This window comes from Desulfovibrio gilichinskyi (genome assembly GCF_900177375.1).
In the GTDB taxonomy this organism is placed as follows: domain Bacteria; phylum Desulfobacterota; class Desulfovibrionia; order Desulfovibrionales; family Desulfovibrionaceae; genus Maridesulfovibrio; species Maridesulfovibrio gilichinskyi.
On record NZ_FWZU01000002.1, the window covers coordinates 120,715 to 141,972 of the forward strand.

Here is a 21,258-nt window from a genome sequence, read left to right on the forward strand (position 1 = left end):
AAAGTTGATTAAAGGAAGTCTTGTCTTTTTATTAGCATTACACTCTTAATGAGACAAGAAAGGATTTAACTATTCAGATTACAGTTATAAATAGTAGTTGCATGAGTTTACATCCGCGGAAGGTCTGAGAGTATTCTTTGAAAAGACGGGATATTGATAATCATAGGCGAATAACAGGCTCTACCTCAAAGAAAGGGGCAGTGAAGAATCCTGGTAAAAAGAAAAAGGACTTAGATTTTCATCTAAGTCCTTGATATTCTTGTGGTGCGCCTGAGAGGATTCGAACCTCTGGCCTACGGATTCGTAGTCCGGCGCTCTATCCAGCTGAGCTACAGGCGCGCTTCGGAAGAAAGTACTATGGAGAAAGTTCATTTTCGTCAAGCATTTTTTGAAATAAAGATGAACTTTTTTGACTTTAAAAATAGACTTACTTTGCGTATAATATTTAACTATATAAATTTGTTAGTTAAAATTAAATTTTATTGTTTTGGATAAAAACAAGAAGTGGAAGTGCTGCAAGAGCTATCAGGACTAAAATCCATATTTTACCTTTAAAAATATTGTAATCAGAAAACAATTTAACCCATGAATTATTCATAATAAAATGGCCGAAGATGAATTCAAAGGCGATGGTCATTGTCAGCCACATAAATCCTATCAGGAGTGCTTCTTCTGAAGAGTGTAATGGCAATAATTTTTGGCAAAAAAGGGTGTAAAATGTAAAAAGGGCGATTGCTGTGACGGACGAAAGCTGGTGTGCTGATAGCTCACCCATAAACTTTGCGTATACCGTTTCTCTGATAACGCCGTTAGCTATTGCTATGAAAACCATAGGAATCCATGCGGCTCCGTAAATAGCAACCGTTTGCAGGTGTATGCTCATTTGTTTTCCTCAGGACGCATGGCTTTTGGAACGGTCGTAATCTCTGGGAAATTGTCGGTTGTATGAATGGATTCATCCGGCAGAACCCACATGGCGGAACAATTTGGATAAAACCGTTTCAGAAATTTCGTTCCTACTTCCGGTCCCATTATAAAAACAGTTGTGGCTAGGGCGTCAGCCGTTTCTGCATTCGGCGCAATGGCTGTTGTCGCTATACTCTCATGTGATGATCGCAGGAGGAATGGATCGAAAATGTGATGTTTCCTCATTTTATCGTTACCCGAAACAGGAGTGATGAACTGGTAATAATCACCGGAACCGCAAACAGCCATATTCTTAATAGTAATTTCTCCGAGCAATCCTTTTGCCCTTGGATTTTTAAGTCCGATGGTCCATGTCCTGTTTCCGTAACCGAAAAAATCTCCTCCGGCTTCAACTAAGCCGTTGGCTATGCCTGATTTTTTTAGCTCTGCGGCGGCCGCATCAATAATAGTTCCTTTGGCCATTCCGCCAAGGTCGAGGGCCATTCCCTTGCGGGGAAGTTTTACAGTTCCTTTATTGTGGTCAATTTCTACGAGTCTGTAATTGATAAGGGGTTTTCGTTTTTGAAAAGTTTCAGGATTCAAGGCATAATAAAAATCCGTTGTAGTGATGGCGCCAATGGTAATGTCGAATGTGCCGTTTGAATTGCCGCTGAATTTTAAACCCCGCTCAATCAATTTAAGCGCGTTCTCTGAAACAGAAACATCTCTGAGTCCTGCTTCTTTGTTAATCCTCCCGATTGATCCTCTTTTATTACGATGATCAAAATCTTTTTGTAGAGTGCGCATTTCCGCGATTGCATCACGGGCGGCTTGCTGAGCTTTTTTTTCTGAAGAAGTTTCAAGAGTTAAATTCACAATGGTTCCCATCGCGACATCGGTATAGCGAAAGAATGAGTTCTCTTGGTTGTGCCTTTTCAGTAACCCTTTAGGGATAAGAAAGATTATGAGCAGAAAAACAATTGCAGGAACTATAAGGCATTTTTTGCGTTTAAATCTGGAATAAAGGGCCTTACACATAAGCGGCAGGCAAAGAATTGCTCCTGCAAGCGCGATCAGTTGAAATGAAACCGTAAGCTTCGCAGAAAACTTGATAATTGTTCCGGCAAGCAGAGGGCCTACTATAAATCCTAGATTAGTGATCAAATTTGCAAGGCCGATTGTTTTTCCCTGTTTATTACTCACTTCAGCACATATCGCCATTGAGCCTGGGATTGAAAGGGCTGAACCGGATCCGATAGTGATGCCCGCCCAGACAAAATCAGTGATATTCGTGCAATTTGCTAAAAAATATAGCCCACCAGCACTTATAAGAAGTCCTGAGCAGATGATAAATTCGCGCTTAGCTCTGGAAAAGAAACGACCTGCAAGTGGTAGTAAAAAAATGGTCGCAAGATTTGGAATAGAAAAAAGTATTCCTGTTGTTATGGATGGTAAATGCAAGCTGGATTTGAGCAGGACCGGGTAGAATGCTACCAACCCTCCTATGCCGATCGTCCTTCCGAATACGGCAAGCAGAGTAAAGGCGAAAGTCTGTTTATTCTCGATTTGATCAAGGGGCGGAGCTGTTTTGTGTATGGAATTATGTGGCAGGTCGCAAAACGATAAAAGTAAAAATGACGCCAGCATAAATACAGAAAGCGCGGTAAGGACTGGAATAAAATCCTTATCTATATATAGAATGCCGCCGAGCAGTGGCCCGAGGAAGAATGCTGTATTGATTCCTGCCGCCAGTATTGAAAATCTTTTGGTGAGTCTGCTCCCCTTAGACTGCGCACCTATGGCAGCCATTCCGACAGTTTTTATTGCTCCGGCGCACAGTCCCAGAACGAATTGTATGGCATAAAGAGAATTAAGAGACGGAGATATAAGGTATATGAGCGGCAGCAGAGCTGCAACACTTGTTGCTGTAAGCAAAAGTCTTTTTGATCCGCTGCGGTCAGAAATTGTTCCTGAAAGAGGGGCAATGAGTAACTTTGCAATAAAATACCCGCTGAAAGCAGTCCCCAGCCACATCCCTCCGGCCATTTCATCAAGGCTTAAAAGGGGTAGCGTGAATGTAAAAATGCCGATCCCTATCGAGGCTGTAAAGATGGCAACGATAAGGAGTGGAATCTGGATCTGTTTTAGCTTTTGGCTACGCTTCGAACTATAAATGTGCATGCTTCTTCAAATAGCTCTGGAATTTGGTACGGTGCTAGGAATACAGTGCGGACTGCTCCGACAATGTGGCCATAAATAAGGAAGGAAGTTTGTGGAAGCGGGACTTCTTTTATGGAGCCGTCTTCCATCCCTTTTCTCAAATAAGTTTCAATTTGGTCGATAAGTGTTTGAAATTTTGCGGCAATAGCGTGTCTATCCAGTTGCGGGTTTTCATCACTGAACGGCGAACATCTAAGTAGGGTCGGGAACGTCGTTTTGTGTGCACTTGTAAAATCAAAATAAGATTCAACAAATATTCTTAAGGCATCGAGTCCGTTTTCAGCCTTATCAGCTTTCTGGGTGAAAATGCTCAGCATCTGATCTATCAGAGCCATGCCTGCTTCGAGGAACAGATTGTCTTTATTGCCGAAGTAGTGCGATACCAGTCCCGAGGCTACTCCTGCGTGATCTGCAACCATCTTCAGAGTTGTTCCGGTGAATCCGTGTTTTCCGAATTGTTCCTGTGCGGCAAGGAGTATCCTTTGTTTTTTGGGCATCTTTGCTAGCTCCATAGCTTTTTAAAGCATGATTGAAGTGAAACTTCGTTGCTGATACAGATAGTTTTAAAAAAAGTCCGCTTTTAATTTTCCTCCTTTTTGTTCGTATTACTTTGCTCCGTAACACAAATGGAATTATAAATAATCCTTATTTTGCGGTCAGCTGTAGATTTTAAGTTAAAAAAGTTGTTAAGCAAAAAAATATTTTGTTCTTATAACAAGCAAAGAATAACTGGGGCCACAAATCTTTGGGAGTGTTTTTACGTCATGTTCAAGTACGGTAAGTTATTATTTTAAAATAGATAAATAAAAGTAACATCTATTTTAAAATAATAGCACATATTTGTCCTGCAAAATAATTAAAAGTTGTCAACAAAATTTTGAATATTGATTGACCAGCCAATTAAGGGATGGTATTACATTTATCAATATAAGGAAATGGCTTTAGTCGTTTCAGTTGACAAGCAGTGTTGAGAGTTCTGTGGTTCTGGTTTTTTTATTTCTCTCCGGAAATCGTAGTAAGCAGCTCATGGGTGGGTTTCGTCGAGTCGATTTCTGGGTGGTCGGAGGATATATGCCAGTTGGAAGTCAAAACATATTTGCCGTATCAGATTTAGCAAGCTTTAAATCGCGGCAACAAAACGAAATTCAAAATAGCTTCATGGCTGTTTTCATTTTCTACTTTCTGTTTGTTTTCTTATTCTTTTCTATCCTGCCTTTTTTTGCCTTTCTAAAAAATATATGTAGATCTTTTTCGCCAAGTACGGCTTTATTTAAAAGGTCCTTCTTGCACATCAAATCCAGTTTTCAGCACATCCATTCCAGAAAACCATTCCATTTAATACCTTCACATAACAACCCGATCTTTCCGGATCGTTTGTCGCCATCAAATTATGAAATATTCCCATACAGGGAATTATTTATTTTAAACCGGGTTTATTACTCATTGTCTGGAAATAATTTACCGTTTTTCCAGAGCATTTGAGGGGGTGGCAACGCTATAAGCAGCGAAACTGTTTGTAGTATTTTTGTCACATTTAATCAGGCTGATGAGGTTATGCTGGTAGTCCATTAATGCGGGAGTATTTCCGTCAAAGGAGGATGATTATGGCTGTGGATGTATCTTCGCACGTAGTGCGGCCTGGAAAACGTGATGCGGTTCTTGACTGGCTGCAAATGCTCACAGGGGCAGGTCTGGTTCTCTTCATGTGGTGTCACATGCTGCTTGTTTCATCGGTTGTTATTTCTCCGAAACTTATGAATGCGATAGCCGGTTTTTTTGAGTCAACCTATATGGTTCAAGTTGGCGGTCCTTTGATTTTCTTAGCTTTTTTGCTACATTTCGTGCTGGCAGCAAGGAAAATACCTTTCCGCTCTGACGGTCAGGCCGCCATTTGGCAGCATGCAAGAATGCTTAAGCATCGTGACACATGGCTCTGGGTGGTGCAGGCAGTAACGGCCATGATTATTCTTGTCATGGGAGCTATTCATATGTGGGTCGTTTTAAATGACCTTCCCATCACCGCTGCAAAATCAGCCGCTCGTGTATCCGACGGATGGTGGCTGTTATTCTACCTTGTTCTTCTGCCCTGCGCTGAACTGCACGTCAGTGTCGGCTTTTACCGCATCGGCGTTAAGTGGGGAGTTGTTAAGACGGAAGGAAGAGCAAAGGCCAAAAAATTTGAATTCCTCCTTTTCTCTATCTTTATGACCATTGGCATTATCACTCTGATCAGGTTCGTAACTTTAATGTAAACGGGGTTATTAAATGCAAACATATTACTCTGATCTCCTCGTAATCGGAGCCGGACTGGCTGGCGAGCGAGTGGCTGTTGAAGCCGCACAGGAAGGTTTTGACGTAATCTGCCTTTCCATTGTTCCCGCACGCAGATCCCATTCTTCTGCCGCGCAGGGCGGAATGCAGGCTGCGCTCGGTAACTGTGTTAAAGGGGAAGGCGATAGTGTTGATGTTCACTTCGGTGATACTGTCCGCGGTTCTGACTGGGGGTGTGACCAGGAAGTTGCAAGGCTTTTCGCGGATGCGGCTCCTATTGAAATGAGACGGCTGGCTCATTGGGGTGTGCCTTGGAACAGAGTTGTTCCGGGGAAGTCTTTTTATTTTAAGGGCGGAGAAAAATTTGATAAGGAAGAAAAAGAAGAGAAGCGCGGCCTGATCACTGCACGCTCATTCGGCGGAACCGCTAAATGGCGGACCTGCTATACTTCTGACGGAACCGGACATGCTGTTATGTGTACCATGGATAACAGATGTGCCGAGCTTGGAATTACTGTTTTAGACCGTAAAGAAGCAATCTCACTTATCCATGACGGTGATGTCTGCACCGGAGCTGTTGTCCGCTGTCTGCGCACCGGAGAACTTGAAGTCTATCTCTCAAAATCTACTGCAATCTGCACAGGCGGTTTCGGTCGTATCTATAAAGCCACTACCAACGCTGTTATCTGTGACGGCGGCGGGCATATTATCGCTCACGACACAGGCGTTGTCCCTATCGGTAATCCGGAAGCTATCCAGTTTCATCCCACCGGAATTGTCCCGACCGATATTCTGGTGACAGAAGGGTGTCGCGGTGACGGTGGAACACTGCTTGATGTTAATGAAGAAAGATTCATGAACATTTACGAGCCTGAAAAAGCAGAACTTGCTTCCCGTGATGTTGTCTCCCGCTGGATGACTCATCATATGCGCCAAGGTAAAGGCGTTAAATCTGCTTACGGTGAACATCTCTGGCTGGATATCCGCCATCTCGGCGACAAACATATTTCGACTAAGCTTCGCGAAGTTGATGAAATCTGTAAAAACTTCCTTAATGTTGACCCACGCAAACAACTTATTCCTGTCCGTCCCACTCAGCATTATACAATGGCCGGAGTCCGTACCAATAAAGACGGCGCTGTCTACGGCCTTAAAGGGCTGTTCTCCGCAGGGGAAGCCGCATGCTGGGATATGCACGGGTTTAACAGACTCGGTGGTAACTCACTTGCGGAAACAGTTGTAGCAGGCGGTATCATCGGGACTAAAATAGTTGAATTCCTGAAAGGTTACGAAACTCAGTTTAAAACGAAAGTTGTTGCTGATGCTGTCCATAAGCAGGAAGAAAGAATCTATAACCTTGCTCACAAAACAAACGGCACCGAGAATGTCTACAAAGTACGCGGAGAGTTGCAGGAAGCTCTTATGCAGGGTTGCTTTGTATTCAGAAATGATCCGGGCCTTAAGGCCTGCATTGAAACTCTTAAAGGAACTCTTGAAAAAGCTCGCAAAGTCGGTCTGGTTTCAAATGGAGTGGGAGCTAATCACGAAATGGGAGCGGCTCTCAAGATTGTCGGTCAGGTCAAACTCGGCCTTTGTATTGCGCAGGCTGCTTTGGAACGTACTGAAAGCCGTGGATCTCACAATCGTGAAGACTTCACCGAACGTAATGACCGTGACTGGCTTAAAAGAACTCTTGCATACTGGCCTGAAGGCAGCGATATGCCTGACCTTAAGTATGAAGAAGTTACTCCCGTGTACGAAATTCCACCGGGAGATCGCGGTTACGGCGCAGGTAAGATAATCGAGGCTGACAAGGCTGAGATAGAAGCAAAAATGATCAAGAGATAAACTCCTGAAAGTAATCAAGGAACATAAAATGAGCAGAAAACTCGAATTCGATATATTCCGCTATAATCCGCAGGATAAGGGTTCCGTTCCGCACATGCAGACTTTTGTTCTGGATGAGACAGAGAACATGACCCTCTTCATTGCACTTAACCGTCTGCGTGAGGAACAGGATCCCGGCCTGATCTTCGACTTCTGTTGCCGCGCTGGTATTTGCGGTGCATGTGCCATGGTTGTGAACGGTCGTCCCGGACTGGCTTGCCAGACAAAGACTATTGATCTTCCGACTCAGATAACTTTGCTGCCGCTTCCGGTTTTTAAACTGATCGGTGACCTTTCAGTTGATACCGGAACCTGGTTCAGAGAAATGTATCAGTCCACAGAGTCATGGATTCATACTCATAAAGTATTTGAAGATAATGCTATCGAAGAACGCATGGAAAATGATGTTGCCGAACAGATCTATGAACTTGAACGGTGTATCGAGTGCGGTTGTTGTATTTCCGCCTGTGGTACTGCCCGTTTGCGTGACGACTTCCTCGGGGCGGCCGCTCTTAACCGCGTAGCCCGTTTTGTTGTCGACCCTCGTGACCAGCGTACAGATAGAGATTATTTTGAAATTATCGGAAATGATGAAGGAATCTTCGGTTGCATGGGGCTGCTTGGCTGTGAAGATGTTTGTCCTAAGAATCTTCCTTTACAGAACCAGTTAGGATTCCTGCGCCGTAAGATGGGTATCACCGCTATCAAGGAAATATTCAGGAAGTAGATGATGCGAACTATTAAAGCTGAAACTGTCATTGATGCTGTGGCGAAGATGTGCGTGAGCGCGAATCGCTACTTGCCGGAAGACGTGCGAAAGCGTTTTGAAGAATGTGCAGCTGCGGAAGATTCTCCGGCTGCAAAAGAAGTCTTCAGGCAGATCAAAGAAAATTGGGAGCTGGCGGAAAAGTCAGGACTTCCGCTTTGTCAGGACACCGGACTCGCAGTTTACATTGTGGATGTCGGTGAAGATGTCAAAGTTGAAGGAATGACTCTGCGTGAAGCTATCACAGAAGGAACTCGCAAAGGGTACGAAGAAGGATTTTTAAGGAAATCTTCCTGTGATCCTCTGACCCGCAAAAACACAGGAGATAACACTCCTGCAATCATTCATTTTGATATTGTCCCCGGTGACAAAATCAAAATCACTTTCATGGCAAAAGGGGGCGGTTCTGAAAATATGAGCCGCGTGACCATGCTTGCTCCTGCACAAGGGTGGGCCGGAATTAAAAAGTTTGTCATCGAAAGAGTTGCTGAGGCAGGTCCTAATCCATGTCCTCCGACAATGGTAGGCATCGGTGTCGGCGGAACTTTTGAATACTCCGCGCTTCTGGCTAAGAAATCTCTCATGAGAAAAGTAGGCACGCCCAGCCCAGATCCGGAAATCGCAAAGCTCGAAGCTGAACTCATGGAAGATCTTAATAAACTTGGAATCGGCCCCATGGGGCTTGGCGGTAAAACGACTGTGTTTGATGTAAAAATCGAAATGCGCCCATGTCATATCGCAAGTCTGCCGCTGGCTGTTAATATCCAGTGTCATTCTTCAAGGCATGAGGAGGTGGTACTCTAATGGCCCAGTATTCACTCACCACTCCGCTGACTGATAAAGATATGGAGCAGCTTAAAGCCGGTGATGTCGTAAAACTTACCGGAACTATTTATACTGCCCGTGACGCCGCTCATAAGAGACTGACGGATCTGCTTGATAAAGGAGAACCTCTTCCTTTCGACCTGAAAGGTTCAGTTGTTTATTATGTCGGGCCAAGTCCGGCCCCTCCGGGCAGACCGATCGGAGCAGCAGGACCTACCACCAGTTATCGCATGGACACTTATGCCCCGCGCCTGCATTGCCTCGGCCAGAAGGCCAGCATCGGTAAGGGGAAAAGGAGCGATGAAGTTAAACAGGCTCTTAAAGATAATAAGGCTGTTTATTTCGGAGCAACAGGCGGAGCAGGAGCACTTCTTTCCATGTGCATCAAAGAAGCAAAGGTTATCGCTTTTGATGAACTCGGACCGGAAGCGATCCGTGAACTGACCGTTGAAGATTTTCCTTTACTGGTCATCAATGATTGTCATGGGGGAGAACTTTACGCTGTACCGGACAGAAAAGCCGCAGGATTATAATTATCTGTATGCTTAAAAACAACTGACGAATCAGGAGAAAATTATGGCTCTTTTTACTAAACAGGAAGCTCTGGATTATCATTCCAAAGGCAGAAGAGGCAAAATTGAAGTTGTTCCGGTTAAACCCTGTGCAACTCAAAAACATCTATCCATGGCCTACAGCCCCGGCGTTGCCGAAGCTTGTTTGGAAATAGCTAAAGACAAAGATAAATCCTTTCTCTACACAGGGCGCGGAAATCTTGTAGGAGTTGTTTCAAACGGAACAGCTGTTCTCGGTCTCGGTAATATCGGCCCTGAAGCCGGAAAACCTGTTATGGAAGGTAAAGGGGTTCTCTTTAAAGTTTTTGCAGACGTGGACGTTTTCGACATTAATCTTAATGTCACCGATCCTGATGAACTTTGCGCAATAGTAAAAGCTCTTGAGCCTACTTTCGGCGGCATTAACCTAGAAGATATCAAGGCTCCTGAATGTTTTTATATTGAAGAGAAGCTTAAAAAAGAAATGAATATTCCGGTTTTTCATGATGATCAGCACGGAACCGCGATTATTTCCGGTGCCGGACTTATCAATGCCGCAGAAATTGCCGGTAAAAAAATCTCCGATATGCGTCTTGTTGTTTCCGGCGCAGGTGCTGCGGCAGTAGCCTGTACTAACTTCTACATGACACTTGGAATTAAACGCGAAAACGTTGCTATGTTTGATTCAAGAGGGCACATCAACAAAAGCCGTTCAGGTTTGAATCCTCAGAAGCAGTATTTTGCTACTGACAAAGAGTACAAAGATTTAGCTGATGCCATGAAGGGTGCAGATTTATTCCTCGGTCTTTCCGCAAAAGGCATAGTCTCAAAAGATATGGTTAAATCCATGGCTGACTCGCCGATCATCTTTGCCTGTGCCAACCCTGACCCTGAAATCACTTATACCGATGCTAAGGAAGCAAGACCTGATGCAATCATGGGAACCGGACGTTCTGACTACCCTAATCAGGTAAACAATGTTCTCGGCTTCCCGTTTATCTTCAGAGGTGCGCTGGATGTGCGTGCAACCACCATTAATGAAGAAATGAAAATTGCAGCAGCCAATGCTCTTGCCGCTTTGGCAAAAGAACCGGCTCCGGATTATGTCTGCAAAGCTTACGGTGTGGATAAACTTGAGTTCGGCATTGATTATATCATCCCGAAACCGCTTGATCTTCGCTTGATCGAGTTTGAATCCGCTGCTGTAGCGCAGGCTGCAATGGACACAGGGGTTGCTCAGATCACACTTGATATCGAAGAATACAAGAAAGAACTGCGCGAACGTCTGGCTGCTTCCAGAATTCGCGTCACGGACTTTATCGAATCTTACCATTTGGGAATCTAACTTGAAAACTCCTTTCCGGCTTCAGGTGAAGCCGGAAAGGTCAAATAGGTGATGAGGTCTTTATGTTAGCATCAGCAGTCTGCGTAGAGGGTTAAGCGAAGTGTAATCAAAGTGCGTTGACAATCTGCTTTTAAAGCAGAGCACAGGTTACATTCGCTTGTCCGGCAGTCTGCATAAGCGCAAAGTGAGGGACTATGAGCGCTCAAAAGGAAAGTGGTAAGGGCAGAAAAGTGGGCTTTTTTCTGGGGCCGATTGTATTTGCTTTAATGTTACTTATTCCGGTGCCAAGCGGGATGGAGCCGGGAGCTTGGAAAGTTGCGGCTGTAACAGCTTTGATGGCAATCTGGTGGATTTCGGAAGCAATTCCTATTCCGGCAACGTCTTTATTACCAATCGCTTTGTTTCCTATTCTTGGAGTTATGAAGTCTGCCGCAGCATGTGGGCCGTATTCAAATCATCTTATTTATCTATTCATGGGTGGTTTCTTTTTGGCAGTAACGATGGAAAGATGGAATTTGCATCGTCGCATAGCCATTCACACAATTAAAGCCGTTGGAACAAGTCCGGGGCGTATGATTCTCGGGTTTATGATTGCTACCGGTTTTCTTTCAATGTGGGTTTCCAACACTGCTACCGCAATGATGATGGTTCCTATCGGTCTTGCTGTTATTCAGCAGGCAACAGGCTTTGATTCACAAACTCTCAGAGCTTGCCCCACTTCTGGTCCTGAATCTAACTTTGGTAAATGTTTAATGCTCGGTATCGCCTATGCTGCATCCATGGGTGGTGTCGGTACAATAATCGGAACTCCTCCGAATACCGTTATGGTCGCTATGGTCGACAAAATGTACGGTGTTCAGATCGGGTTCGGACAGTGGATGGTTTACGGTGTTCCTCTTGCTGTGATCATGATCGGTGTTTCCTGGTGGATTCTTACTCAGGTTCTCTTTCCCACAAAGGGAATGGAGCTTGCCGGAGGGCAGGATATTATTGATCAGGAAATTGAAAAGCTCGGACCTATGAGCAAAGAAGAAAAGTACATAGTAATCGTAGGTTGCATTGTTGCCGCTTTCTGGCTGTCCCGTGGGTTCGTTGCCAAAGCTTCTTTTATTAAGGAAGTTTGGCCTAACTTTAAGTATATTGCTGATGCAACAATTGGTATTCTCGGTTCATTGGTTCTGTTCGCTATCCCTACTAATTTTAAGAAAGGTGAATTCCTGCTTGACTGGAAGACCGCTGTTAAAATTCCATGGGATGTTATTCTGCTCTTCGGTGGTGGTTTAGCTATTGCGAACGGTTTTTCTAAAACCGGACTTGCTTCTTATATCGCATCCAGACTGACCATGCTTGAAGGTATGACTCTACTTGTTTTTGTCGGGCTGGTTGTTATTATCACAATCTTTTTGACAGAAATAACTTCCAACACCGCAACGGCTACCTTGCTTGTACCTATTATGGGTAGTGCTGCAATTGCGATGGGTGTTAACCCGCTGGCAACAATTGTCGGTGCTTGTGTTGCTGCTTCCTTCGCATTCATGCTCCCGGTTGCAACTCCGCCTAATGCAGTTGTTTTCGGTAGCGGGTGTGTTTCGATCAAACAAATGGCCGCAGCCGGTTTTTGGTTAAACATATTCGGAGCAATTCTAATCACGTTCTCAGTTGTTTACTTCCTACCGGTAATTTGGGGTGTTGATCTGAATGTACTCCCTTCATGGGCTGTAATGCCTAAATAAAACAATCATCTTATTTCCGGGCGATATTTTTATCGCCCGGAAATATTTTTTCAAAGAAATATTATTTTTATACTTTACTAAAAGATAAGAGTCGTAGCGGACTAGCGCTGACTAAATTTTATGATTGAAAGAACGAAAATTTTTGACCGAAGCCGGATTTAGGTAGAGCTAAAAATTAATGCCCCTTCTGCTCTTGCTTATTCGAAGGCGTTTCTTAGCTGAAAAGATTAAGAATATTCGGTCGACAATGTATGACAACTGCATGTTTGTCCGTTTTTTTCCTGCTACCCGCAAGGCGGGGAAAAAGGATAATTTATCCGTTGTCATGGGAGACTTCAAAATGCCTCGCAAGCATTTTCCCGGCAGTGACGTTACAGTTTGCCTGCTCATCGCAACAACTGGTTGTAGCACTTACGACTTGGCAGTATGGCGGACCTCATCAGTACCTCCTGCGTTTGCTGTCGGGAAGTCTCCTTCTAATAGAAACGAAAGCATGATATAAAAAACTATTGTGGTATTATTTTATTTCCTAAATCCGGAGAAAATATGTCGAATTGTCTTTATATAGCGGCTACAGAAGCACGCAGCGGAAAGTCTGCTATTGTGCTGGGCGTAATGCAGTTGCTGCTGACCCATGTTCGTAAGGTTGCGATTTTCAGACCTATTATTCATGACGGCTTTGGCGGCGGGCGTGATCATGATATTGATTTAATTCTGAGCCATTTTAAACTCCCTCAAAAGTATGAAACAACTTACGTCTATACTCAGAGTGAAGCGACAAGAATGATTAATGACGGAAATAATTCAGTATTAATGGAAAATATTCTTGAAAAGTTCAGAAGTCTCCAAGAAGAATATGATTTTGTGCTTTGTGAAGGGACTGATTATTTGGGAGCTGAAGCCGCAGTTGAATTTGAAATAAATATGGATGTAGTAGGCAATTTAGGCTGCCCTGTACTTGCTGTGCTTAACGGAATGGAAGGTCAGGAAGATGAAATATGTGATTTGTCCAGAAGGACATTTGATTTGTTTCAGGAAAAGGGGTTGGACGTTATTGCTGTTATGGTTAACAGGGCCGGCAAAAAGGTTTCCAGTGATTTGGTTGACAGGATAAAAGCGGGCTTCATCACTGTGAACAAACCTCTGGTATATATTATCCCTGATGATAAACGACTTGCAAACCCGACTGTAAATGATGTTGCAAAATGGATGGATTGTAAGGTCCTGTACGGAGCAGACAGACTGGAAACTCCCGTAAATGATTACGTTGTAGCAGCAATGCATATTGAGAATTTTTTGAAGTATGTCGGTGAGGGAAGTCTTATTATCACCCCCGGAGACCGCTCCGATATTATTCTTGCAAGCTTGGCGTCGCGCTTGTCAGATGCCTACCCGAATATATCAGGCATTCTTCTGACAGGCGGTATACATCCGGCAATGACCGTGCATCATCTTATAGAAGGCTGGAAAGGTGTTCCGATACCTATCTTAATTGTCCCGGAGCATACATACAAAACTGCGCAGATAGTGCAGGGACTTCACGGAACCATTGATCCTGAAAACAGTGTTAAGGTTCTGTCGGCACTCGGCCTTTTTGAAACATGTGTAAACTCTCATGAATTGCAACAGAAGCTGGTCTCAACAGTCTCTACAAGAATTACTCCGTTTATGTTTGAACATACCCTGCTGCATAAAGCACGTGAGAAAAAACAGCATATAGTTTTGCCTGAAGGTACAAGTGAAAGAATTCTGCATGCTGCTGATATTTTGACGCGTAGGGATGTTGTTACACTTACGTTACTCGGTAATGAGGAAGAAATCAGGCAGATTGCATCAAATATTGATATCAATCTTGAGGGCATAAATATTGTCGACCCCGTGAAGGCAGATTGTTTTGAAAAGTTTGTGGAAGATTATTATGAACTGCGTAAGCACAAGTGCATTATGAAAGAAGATGCCCGTGACCGTATGAGTGATCCTACGTATTTCGGGACAATGATGGTCAAGACCGGAATGGCGGGTGGAATGGTTTCCGGATCGGTTACTACAACAGCTCAGACTATCCGTCCTGCTTTTGAATTTATAAAAACAAAGCCCGGAGTATCAATAGTTTCCAGTGTTTTTCTAATGTGCCAGAATGATCAGGTTATGGTTTACGGGGATTGCGCAGTAAATCCTAATCCTGATGCCAGCGAGCTTGCGGAAATTGCAATCAGCTCGGCGGAGACTGCAAGAATCTTCGGTATCGAGCCACGGGTGGCAATGCTTTCGTATTCAACAGGATCTTTGAGTAAAGGGAAAGATGTAGATAAAGTGGTGGAAGCGACCAGAATTATTCGCGAGAAAGCACCGGATTTGGCGGTGGAAGGACCGCTTCAATATGATGTTGCTGTTGACCCTTACGCTGCAGAGGAGTTTATGCCCGGTAATGCCGTTGCAGGCAAAGCGACTGTTTTGATTTTTCCTGACCTTAATACAGGTAACAATACGTATAAGGCTGTTCAAAGGTCTGTGCCTGATTCGGTTGCCATCGGTCCTATACTTCAGGGACTTAAAAAACCGGTTAACGATTTGAGCCGCGGGTGTCAGGTGCGTGATATTGTCAACACTGTGGCAATTACGGCGATTCAAGCTCAGTCTGAATCTTAATCAGCCAATAATTCAGTATCTTATGTTTAAATTAATTTTGTTGAATGCCTATTCAATATATAGTTGTAATAAGTCGTTAAAGCGTTTATATACAGCTTTAAAGGTACTGTTTGATCAATCGATCAATGAGGTCAGCTTCATTTTTGCCGGGATGCTGATATTTACAGGTAGGCAAACTATGTAATGGTATGCTAAAGTTTTCGGTGCACGCCTTCCAAACCAAAAGACACGGAGAAAGTATAATGGCTAAGAAAATGAAAACAATGGATGGTAACCAAGCCGCGGCATATGTAGCGTATGCTATGTGTGAAACCGCAGCTATCTTTCCTATCACTCCTTCATCCCCTATGGCTGAGTTTGCAGATGAATGGGCTCTTAAGGGTGTAAAAAATATTTTCGGGACTTCAATGGAAGTTCGTGAACTGCAGTCAGAAGGCGGAGCTGCCGGAGCCCTGCATGGTGCTCTTGCTGCCGGTAACCTTTCCTGTACCTTCACAGCCTCACAGGGCCTCCTGCTGATGATTCCTAACATGTATAAGATTGCAGGCGAGCTTCTCCCCACAGTCTTCCATGTTTCTGCCCGCGCTCTGGCCGGCCACGCTCTTTCCATTTTCGGTGACCATCAGGACGTAATGGCCTGCCGTCAGACCGGATTTGCAATGCTGGCTTCTAACTCCGTGCAGGAAAGTCTTGACCTTGCACTTGTTTCACATCTTGCAACTATTGAATCAGACATTCCTTTTGTTCATTTCTTTGATGGTTTCAGAACTTCTCATGAAATTCAGAAAGTCGAACTTATCGACTACGCTGATATGGCAAGTGCTCTTAACTGGGAAAAAGTAAGAGACTTCCGTGACCGTGCTCTCAATCCTGAACATCCTCACACCAGAGGAACAGCTCAGAACCCGGATATTTACTTCCAGGCTCTTGAAGCAATCAATCCTTACAGAGACGCAGTTCCCGGTCATGTTGAAGATGCAATGAAAAAAGTGGCTGATATTACCGGCCGCAAATATAAACTTTTTGATTACGTAGGACATCCTGAAGCTGAAGATGTTATTATTGCAATGGGTTCCAGCTGTGAAGCCATTGAAGAAACAATCGAACGCCTTAACGCTCAGGGCGAAAGACTCGGACTTGTAAAAGTCAGACTTTTCCGTCCGTTCTCAATGGAACACTTAGGACGCGCACTGCCTGCAACCACTCAGCAGATCACTGTTCTGGATCGCACCAAAGAAGGCGGAGCTATCGGTGATCCTTTGTACCTTGATGTTTGCACCGCTCTCAGAGAATTGAAAATTGATCTTCCTGTTCACGCCGGACGGTACGGCCTCGGTTCAAAGGAATTCACTCCTTCCATGGTCAAAGCAATCTATGACAACATGAAGTCAATTGCTCCCAGACATCATTACACTGTCGGTATCCACGATGATGTTACCCGTCTTTCTCTTGAAATCGGACCGAATTTGGATGTTACTCCTGAAGGCACTGTTCAGTGTAAATTCTGGGGTCTCGGTTCAGACGGTACTGTCGGGGCTAATAAGCAGGCGATTAAAATTATCGGTGATAAGACTGATAAATTTGCGCAGGGTTACTTTGCTTACGATTCCAAAAAATCAGGTGGTATCACCGTATCGCATCTGCGTTTTGGTGATCATCCTATCAAATCAACATATCTCGTTGAAATATCTGACTTCATAGCTTGTCATAATCCAAGTTACGTTAAACTTTATGATCTTTTAGACGGAATCCGCCCCGGCGGAACATTCCTGCTGAATACCAGCATGGGACTCGAAGATCTGGAAGTTGAACTTCCTGCAAAGCTCCGCCGCAAAATTGCCAAGAACAATCTTAAGTTCTACACAATTGATGCTGTTAAAATTGCCGCAGCTGTAGGTCTTGGCGGACGCATAAATATGATTATGCAGACCGCATTCTTTAAATTAGCAAATGTAATTCCTTTTGCGGATGCTGTTGCTTACCTTAAAGAATCAATTAAGAACGAATACGGCAAAAAGGGCGATAAAATCGTCAATATGAATAATGCCGCTGTTGATGAAGCAGAAGCCAATATCAACGAAATTAAATATCCTGAATCATGGGCAACCATGGAAGATGAAACGGTTGAAGAACACTTTGAACCGGAATTCATCACTGATGTTGTTAAACCTATCCTTGCTCAGAAGGGTGACGAGCTTCCTGTCAGCGCATTTTCACCTGACGGCCGTTTCCCGATGGGAACAAGCCGTTTTGAAAAACGCGGCGTAGCAATTCTGGTTCCTGAATGGGACAAAGACAATTGTATTCAGTGTAACCAGTGTTCATTCGTCTGCCCTCACAGTGCTTTGCGTGCTGTGCTTGTCAACGAAGAAGAACATTCAATTGCTCCGGACAGCTTTGAAACAGTTGAAGCCAAAGGTAAAGGATTTGAAGGCCTGCAGTATCGTATGCAGGTCAACGTCCTTGACTGTCAGGGCTGTGGGAACTGTGCGGATATCTGTCCTGCAAAAGACAAAGCTCTGCATATGAAACCTATAGCTTCGCAGACAGATGCTCAGGTTCCTAACTATGACTTCTCTGAAATTGTCTCCTTCAAGGATGACATTCTTCCCCGCACTACTGTTAAGGGCAGCCAGTTCCAGCAGTCTCTGCTTGAATTCTCCGGTGCCTGCGCAGGTTGCGGTGAAACTCCTTATGCGAAAGTTCTGACTCAGCTCTTCGGCGAACGCATGATTATCGCCAATGCAACCGGTTGTTCCTCCATCTGGGGTGCATCTGCTCCTTCCACTCCTTATTGCGAGAATCTGGAAGGCCACGGACCTGCATGGGGTAACTCCTTGTTTGAAGATGCCGCTGAATACGGTTTCGGTATGGAAATGGCTATCTCCAACCGCCGTAACCGCTTAGCTATGCAGATGAAGCAGGCTATGGAAGGCGAGATGAGTGCTGACCTGCGCGAAGCCATGACAGGCTGGATTGAAAATAAAGATGACGCTCAGAAATCACTTGAATACGGTGATAAACTTCGTGATCTCCTTTCTATCGAAGCTGATTGCAGTGACCTGCTTTGCGAAATTGAAGAGCAGGAAGATATCTTCACCAAGAAATCAATATGGTGTTTCGGCGGTGACGGATGGGCATACGACATCGGATTCGGCGGTCTCGACCATGTTCTTGCTTCCGGTAAGGATATCAACGTATTGGTAATGGATACCGAAGTGTACTCCAATACCGGTGGTCAGGCTTCTAAGGCAACACCTCTCGGATCAGTTGCCAAGTTTGCAGCCGGTGGTAAGATGACCGCCAAGAAAGATCTTGGACGTATGATGATGACTTACGGTTATGTCTACGTCGCTTCCGTCTCCATGGGTGCTAACAAGAATCAGGTAATGAAAGCATTCCTTGAAGCTGAAGCGTACCCCGGTCCTTCTTTGGTTATTGCATATGCACCTTGTATCAATCAGGGAATCAGAAAAGGCATGGGTAAAACCCAGTACGAAGGTAAACTTGCAGTTGAATCAGGTTACTGGCCTCTTTACAGATTCGATCCACGCCGCGCAGAAAACGGTGAGAATCCTCTGGTTGTTGAATATAAAGCTCCTGATGGAAATATTCAGGACTTTCTCTCCGGTGAAAACCGTTACGCAATGCTGGAACGCATGCTTCCTGAAACTTCCAAGACACTGCGTGCCGGAATTGAAAAGGATTGTCTGCAAAGATATAAACTGCTCAAGCAGCTCTCTGAACTTGATTACTCACTTGATGATTCAGCCGAATCACCAGCCGAATAATCTCTGTCTCAATATGAATTAAAAAGCCCCCGGATTCGTTAAATCGAATTCGGGGGCTTTATTTACCTGCCTAAACTAGCTTTATGATTTTTATCCGGCATAAAAATCCGCATTTATAATGTTCTTACTTGGTAATTGCAGATGGTAAACTTACGCAGATTGCTGTTCGAGGAGAGCCAGCTCGGCTTGAAGGAGGGCCAGGTCAACCTGTTTAGTTTTTAATTCTTCTGCAGCTTTTTCATCACTGGATGATTTTGCTCTGAGTTCTTCAATTTCTTCTTCAGCGTCGCTGATTTCATTTTTTTTGTCAGTTATTTCGTCAGAATCAGTTTCGGTTCCCTGAGCTGCGCCACTTCCCCCGGCACCTCCGGCACTTGCCCCTTTGGCTCCGCCAGAGTTACTCTTTGAACCTTCTGAATTTTCAGAGCCCTGCTGAGCGTCTCCTTCGCTCTTAGCTCCAGCCCCTTCCGGCTGCACTTCTTTCATGTTTGAAGTGTCTAGACCATTTTTTTGGGCAAAGGCATCCATGGTTCCTTTCAGCTCATTTTTTTGTTTATCATTGAGTTCTGAAGGGTCCTTTGCTCCGAATTCGTCAAGTTTGGTTTTAAACAGATCCATAGCTTCGGCGGAGATTATAACCGTGTCGCCAGACTGAGTTTTAGATTTAATAAGTTCTTCGTCGTGTACCTGTTTTTTTTGAATAGCCTGACTCGTGTCCACTGAGCTGCCGGTTATACTCTGATCAATCGATGAAATTCCATCCATAGCATTCTCCTTTTTTGAAGTTAAAGCCGTCTAGATGAATTAAGTAAGCAAGATATTGACCAAGTTATATTAAGTTATATTAAGAATAAAAAAGCCGCCTAAAGTGGCGGCTTAAAAAAAATATGAAGTCTGCGGCTAACCGCGGCCTTTAGTTTTTGTTTTGCCGTGCTTGGCATTTTTTTCAATAAAAGCGATCAATTTCCCGGCCACGTCTTTGCCGGTTGTTTTTTCAATTCCTTCAAGCCCCGGTGAGGAATTTACTTCCATAACAACCGGACCGTGTTTTGAACGGAGTATATCAACACCGCAAAATCCCAGTCCCATAATTTTAGCACTGCGGACGGCTGTTGAACGTTCTTCAGGGGTAATGGTTATAAGTGAAGCTGTTCCGCCCTGATGCAGGTTGGATCTAAAGTCTCCTTCGCGTCCCTGCCGTTTCATGGAGGCAATAACCTTATCACCGATGACCAGACAGCGGATGTCAGAACCGGATGCTTCAGCAATAAACTCCTGAACTAAAATATTGGCATTAAGTCCTTTGAAAGCTTCTATTATACTTGCCGCTGTATTCTTTGTTTCTGCTAAAACGACTCCTTTCCCCTGAGTTCCTTCCAGCAGTTTGATAACAAGCGGAGCACCCCCGACGACATTGATGAGGTCTTCAGTGTATTTTGTGGAATGGGCAAAAGCTGTTACAGGAAGGCCTATTCCTTTTCTTGCTAAAAGTTGCAAGCTTCTAAGCTTATCACGCGAGCGGGTGATGGATACGGATTCATTTACGCAATATACGCCCATCATTTCAAACTGGCGGACGACTGCGCAGCCGTAAAAAGTAATTGATGCACCGATGCGCGGAATTATTGCGTCAAACCCTTCAAGTGCTTCACCTTTGTAAAGAATACTCGGGTTGTGAGAAGTTATATTCATGTAGCAACGCAAGGGATTGATTACCTGTACTTCGTGGCCACGCTCTTCGCAGGCGCGGACCATGGAGGAAGTAGAGTAAAGTTCTTTTCTGCGTGAAAGAATGCCTATTTTCATATCAATCTCCGGAAATTAAAATCTTTTTATGGACAGCAGCTAAATCTTTTCCCAAAACATAGGAACGTTTGGGATCTACTACTAATTTTTGCGCCATGGCAGTGCGGCCCAGAAGCATTCTGAACTTCATGGTATCGCGATTGGTTAATGTGACTTCTACTTCCCAAGTAAGTTGGCCCATCGTCAACGGCGTCATAATTACAGTTCTTTTTTCCACTCCGCCGCCGGAATTAGTTACGCGACGGGTATCTACGACAGGGGCTTCGCAGAACAGTTCTATATCTTTTCTTCCCTGCGCAGGGTGAATGCCGAAACGAATCCAGCGTTTACCGTCACGCTCGAAAAATTCTTGCTGAAAAGAGTGCAGGCAGGATGTTTTTGCACCTGTGTCAACTTTAGCCTTAATTGCGGGAATTCCAAGTTCAGGGAAACAGGCCCACTCCCGCCAGCCGATGATTGTTCGGCCGTACACTGTGTCCGGTCGCTTCACTCTGTGCTCCTAGGTTAT

General features: G+C 44.4%; 16 protein-coding genes and 1 tRNA gene. 10 read left to right on the forward strand and 7 right to left on the reverse strand.

What is annotated here, in order from left to right:
- Nucleotides 1-262: 262 nt before the first annotated feature.
- The 4 genes from B9N78_RS05490 to B9N78_RS05505 all read right to left on the reverse strand — a co-directional run bounded on the left by B9N78_RS05490 (nt 263) and on the right by B9N78_RS05505 (nt 3,623).
- Nucleotides 263-339: transfer RNA gene (locus B9N78_RS05490), tRNA-Arg, on the reverse strand.
- A gap of 133 nt (nt 340-472) precedes the next feature.
- The gene (locus tag B9N78_RS05495; RefSeq protein ID WP_085099585.1) at nt 473-883 is read right to left on the reverse strand and encodes a hypothetical protein; all 411 of its coding nucleotides are present in this window, start codon (nt 881-883) and stop codon (nt 473-475) included.
- On the reverse strand, nt 880-3,087 hold the full coding sequence (locus B9N78_RS05500; RefSeq protein WP_085099588.1) for an MFS transporter: 2,208 nt from the start codon (nt 3,085-3,087) through the stop codon (nt 880-882). Before B9N78_RS05500 ends, B9N78_RS05495 begins: the two co-directional genes overlap by 4 nt.
- The gene (locus B9N78_RS05505; RefSeq protein WP_085099591.1) at nt 3,051-3,623 is read right to left on the reverse strand and encodes a TetR/AcrR family transcriptional regulator; all 573 of its coding nucleotides are present in this window, start codon (nt 3,621-3,623) and stop codon (nt 3,051-3,053) included. The genes B9N78_RS05500 and B9N78_RS05505 overlap by 37 nt, the downstream gene beginning before the upstream one ends.
- A 1,107-nt stretch (nt 3,624-4,730) precedes the next feature.
- Between B9N78_RS05505 and B9N78_RS05510 the strand changes: the two genes are divergently transcribed.
- From B9N78_RS05510 to nifJ, 10 genes are all read left to right on the forward strand, one after another.
- Complete coding sequence (locus tag B9N78_RS05510) at nt 4,731-5,378, forward strand: succinate dehydrogenase/fumarate reductase transmembrane subunit (protein WP_085099594.1); 648 nt, start codon at nt 4,731-4,733, stop codon at nt 5,376-5,378.
- Between the two features lie 13 nt (nt 5,379-5,391).
- Nucleotides 5,392-7,245 carry a fumarate reductase flavoprotein subunit gene (locus B9N78_RS05515; RefSeq protein WP_085099597.1) on the forward strand — a complete coding sequence of 618 codons (1,854 nt, stop codon included), beginning with the start codon at nt 5,392-5,394 and terminating at the stop codon, nt 7,243-7,245.
- Nucleotides 7,246-7,273: 28 nt separating this feature from the next.
- Nucleotides 7,274-8,011 (forward strand): fumarate reductase iron-sulfur subunit, encoded by a 738-nt coding sequence (locus tag B9N78_RS05520; protein WP_085099600.1) that lies wholly within the window; start codon nt 7,274-7,276, stop codon nt 8,009-8,011.
- Between the two features lie 3 nt (nt 8,012-8,014).
- Entirely contained in the window at nt 8,015-8,854 is an 840-nt protein-coding gene (locus tag B9N78_RS05525) for a fumarate hydratase (protein ID WP_085101257.1), read from the forward strand.
- Entirely contained in the window at nt 8,854-9,408 is a 555-nt protein-coding gene (locus tag B9N78_RS05530; RefSeq protein WP_085099603.1) for a Fe-S-containing hydro-lyase, read from the forward strand. The genes B9N78_RS05525 and B9N78_RS05530 overlap by 1 nt, the downstream gene beginning before the upstream one ends.
- 43 nt (nt 9,409-9,451) lie before the next feature.
- The gene (locus B9N78_RS05535; RefSeq protein ID WP_085099606.1) at nt 9,452-10,771 is read left to right on the forward strand and encodes a malic enzyme-like NAD(P)-binding protein; all 1,320 of its coding nucleotides are present in this window, start codon (nt 9,452-9,454) and stop codon (nt 10,769-10,771) included.
- Between the two features lie 194 nt (nt 10,772-10,965).
- Complete coding sequence (locus B9N78_RS05540; protein ID WP_085099609.1) at nt 10,966-12,504, forward strand: SLC13 family permease; 1,539 nt, start codon at nt 10,966-10,968, stop codon at nt 12,502-12,504.
- 178 nt (nt 12,505-12,682) lie between these two features.
- The gene (locus B9N78_RS05545) at nt 12,683-13,006 is read left to right on the forward strand and encodes a hypothetical protein (protein WP_085099611.1); all 324 of its coding nucleotides are present in this window, start codon (nt 12,683-12,685) and stop codon (nt 13,004-13,006) included.
- 44 nt (nt 13,007-13,050) lie between these two features.
- On the forward strand, nt 13,051-15,153 hold the full coding sequence (gene pta, locus B9N78_RS05550) for a phosphate acetyltransferase (RefSeq protein ID WP_085099614.1): 2,103 nt from the start codon (nt 13,051-13,053) through the stop codon (nt 15,151-15,153).
- Between the two features lie 242 nt (nt 15,154-15,395).
- Nucleotides 15,396-18,944, forward strand: coding sequence for a pyruvate:ferredoxin (flavodoxin) oxidoreductase (gene nifJ, locus B9N78_RS05555; RefSeq protein WP_085099617.1), 3,549 nt, complete (start codon nt 15,396-15,398; stop codon nt 18,942-18,944).
- 150 nt (nt 18,945-19,094) lie between these two features.
- On the opposite strand, the gene B9N78_RS05560 is transcribed toward nifJ, so the two are convergent.
- From B9N78_RS05560 to B9N78_RS05570, 3 genes are all read right to left on the reverse strand, one after another.
- Nucleotides 19,095-19,709: a hypothetical protein gene (locus B9N78_RS05560; RefSeq protein WP_085099619.1), complete on the reverse strand. Its 615-nt coding sequence runs from the start codon at nt 19,707-19,709 to the stop codon at nt 19,095-19,097.
- A gap of 135 nt (nt 19,710-19,844) precedes the next feature.
- Nucleotides 19,845-20,750, reverse strand: coding sequence for a 30S ribosomal protein S6--L-glutamate ligase (rimK, locus tag B9N78_RS05565; protein ID WP_085099622.1), 906 nt, complete (start codon nt 20,748-20,750; stop codon nt 19,845-19,847).
- A gap of 1 nt (nt 20,751) precedes the next feature.
- Nucleotides 20,752-21,240: an ATP-dependent zinc protease family protein gene (locus B9N78_RS05570; RefSeq protein WP_085099625.1), complete on the reverse strand. Its 489-nt coding sequence runs from the start codon at nt 21,238-21,240 to the stop codon at nt 20,752-20,754.
- Between the last annotated feature and the right edge of the window lie 18 nt (nt 21,241-21,258).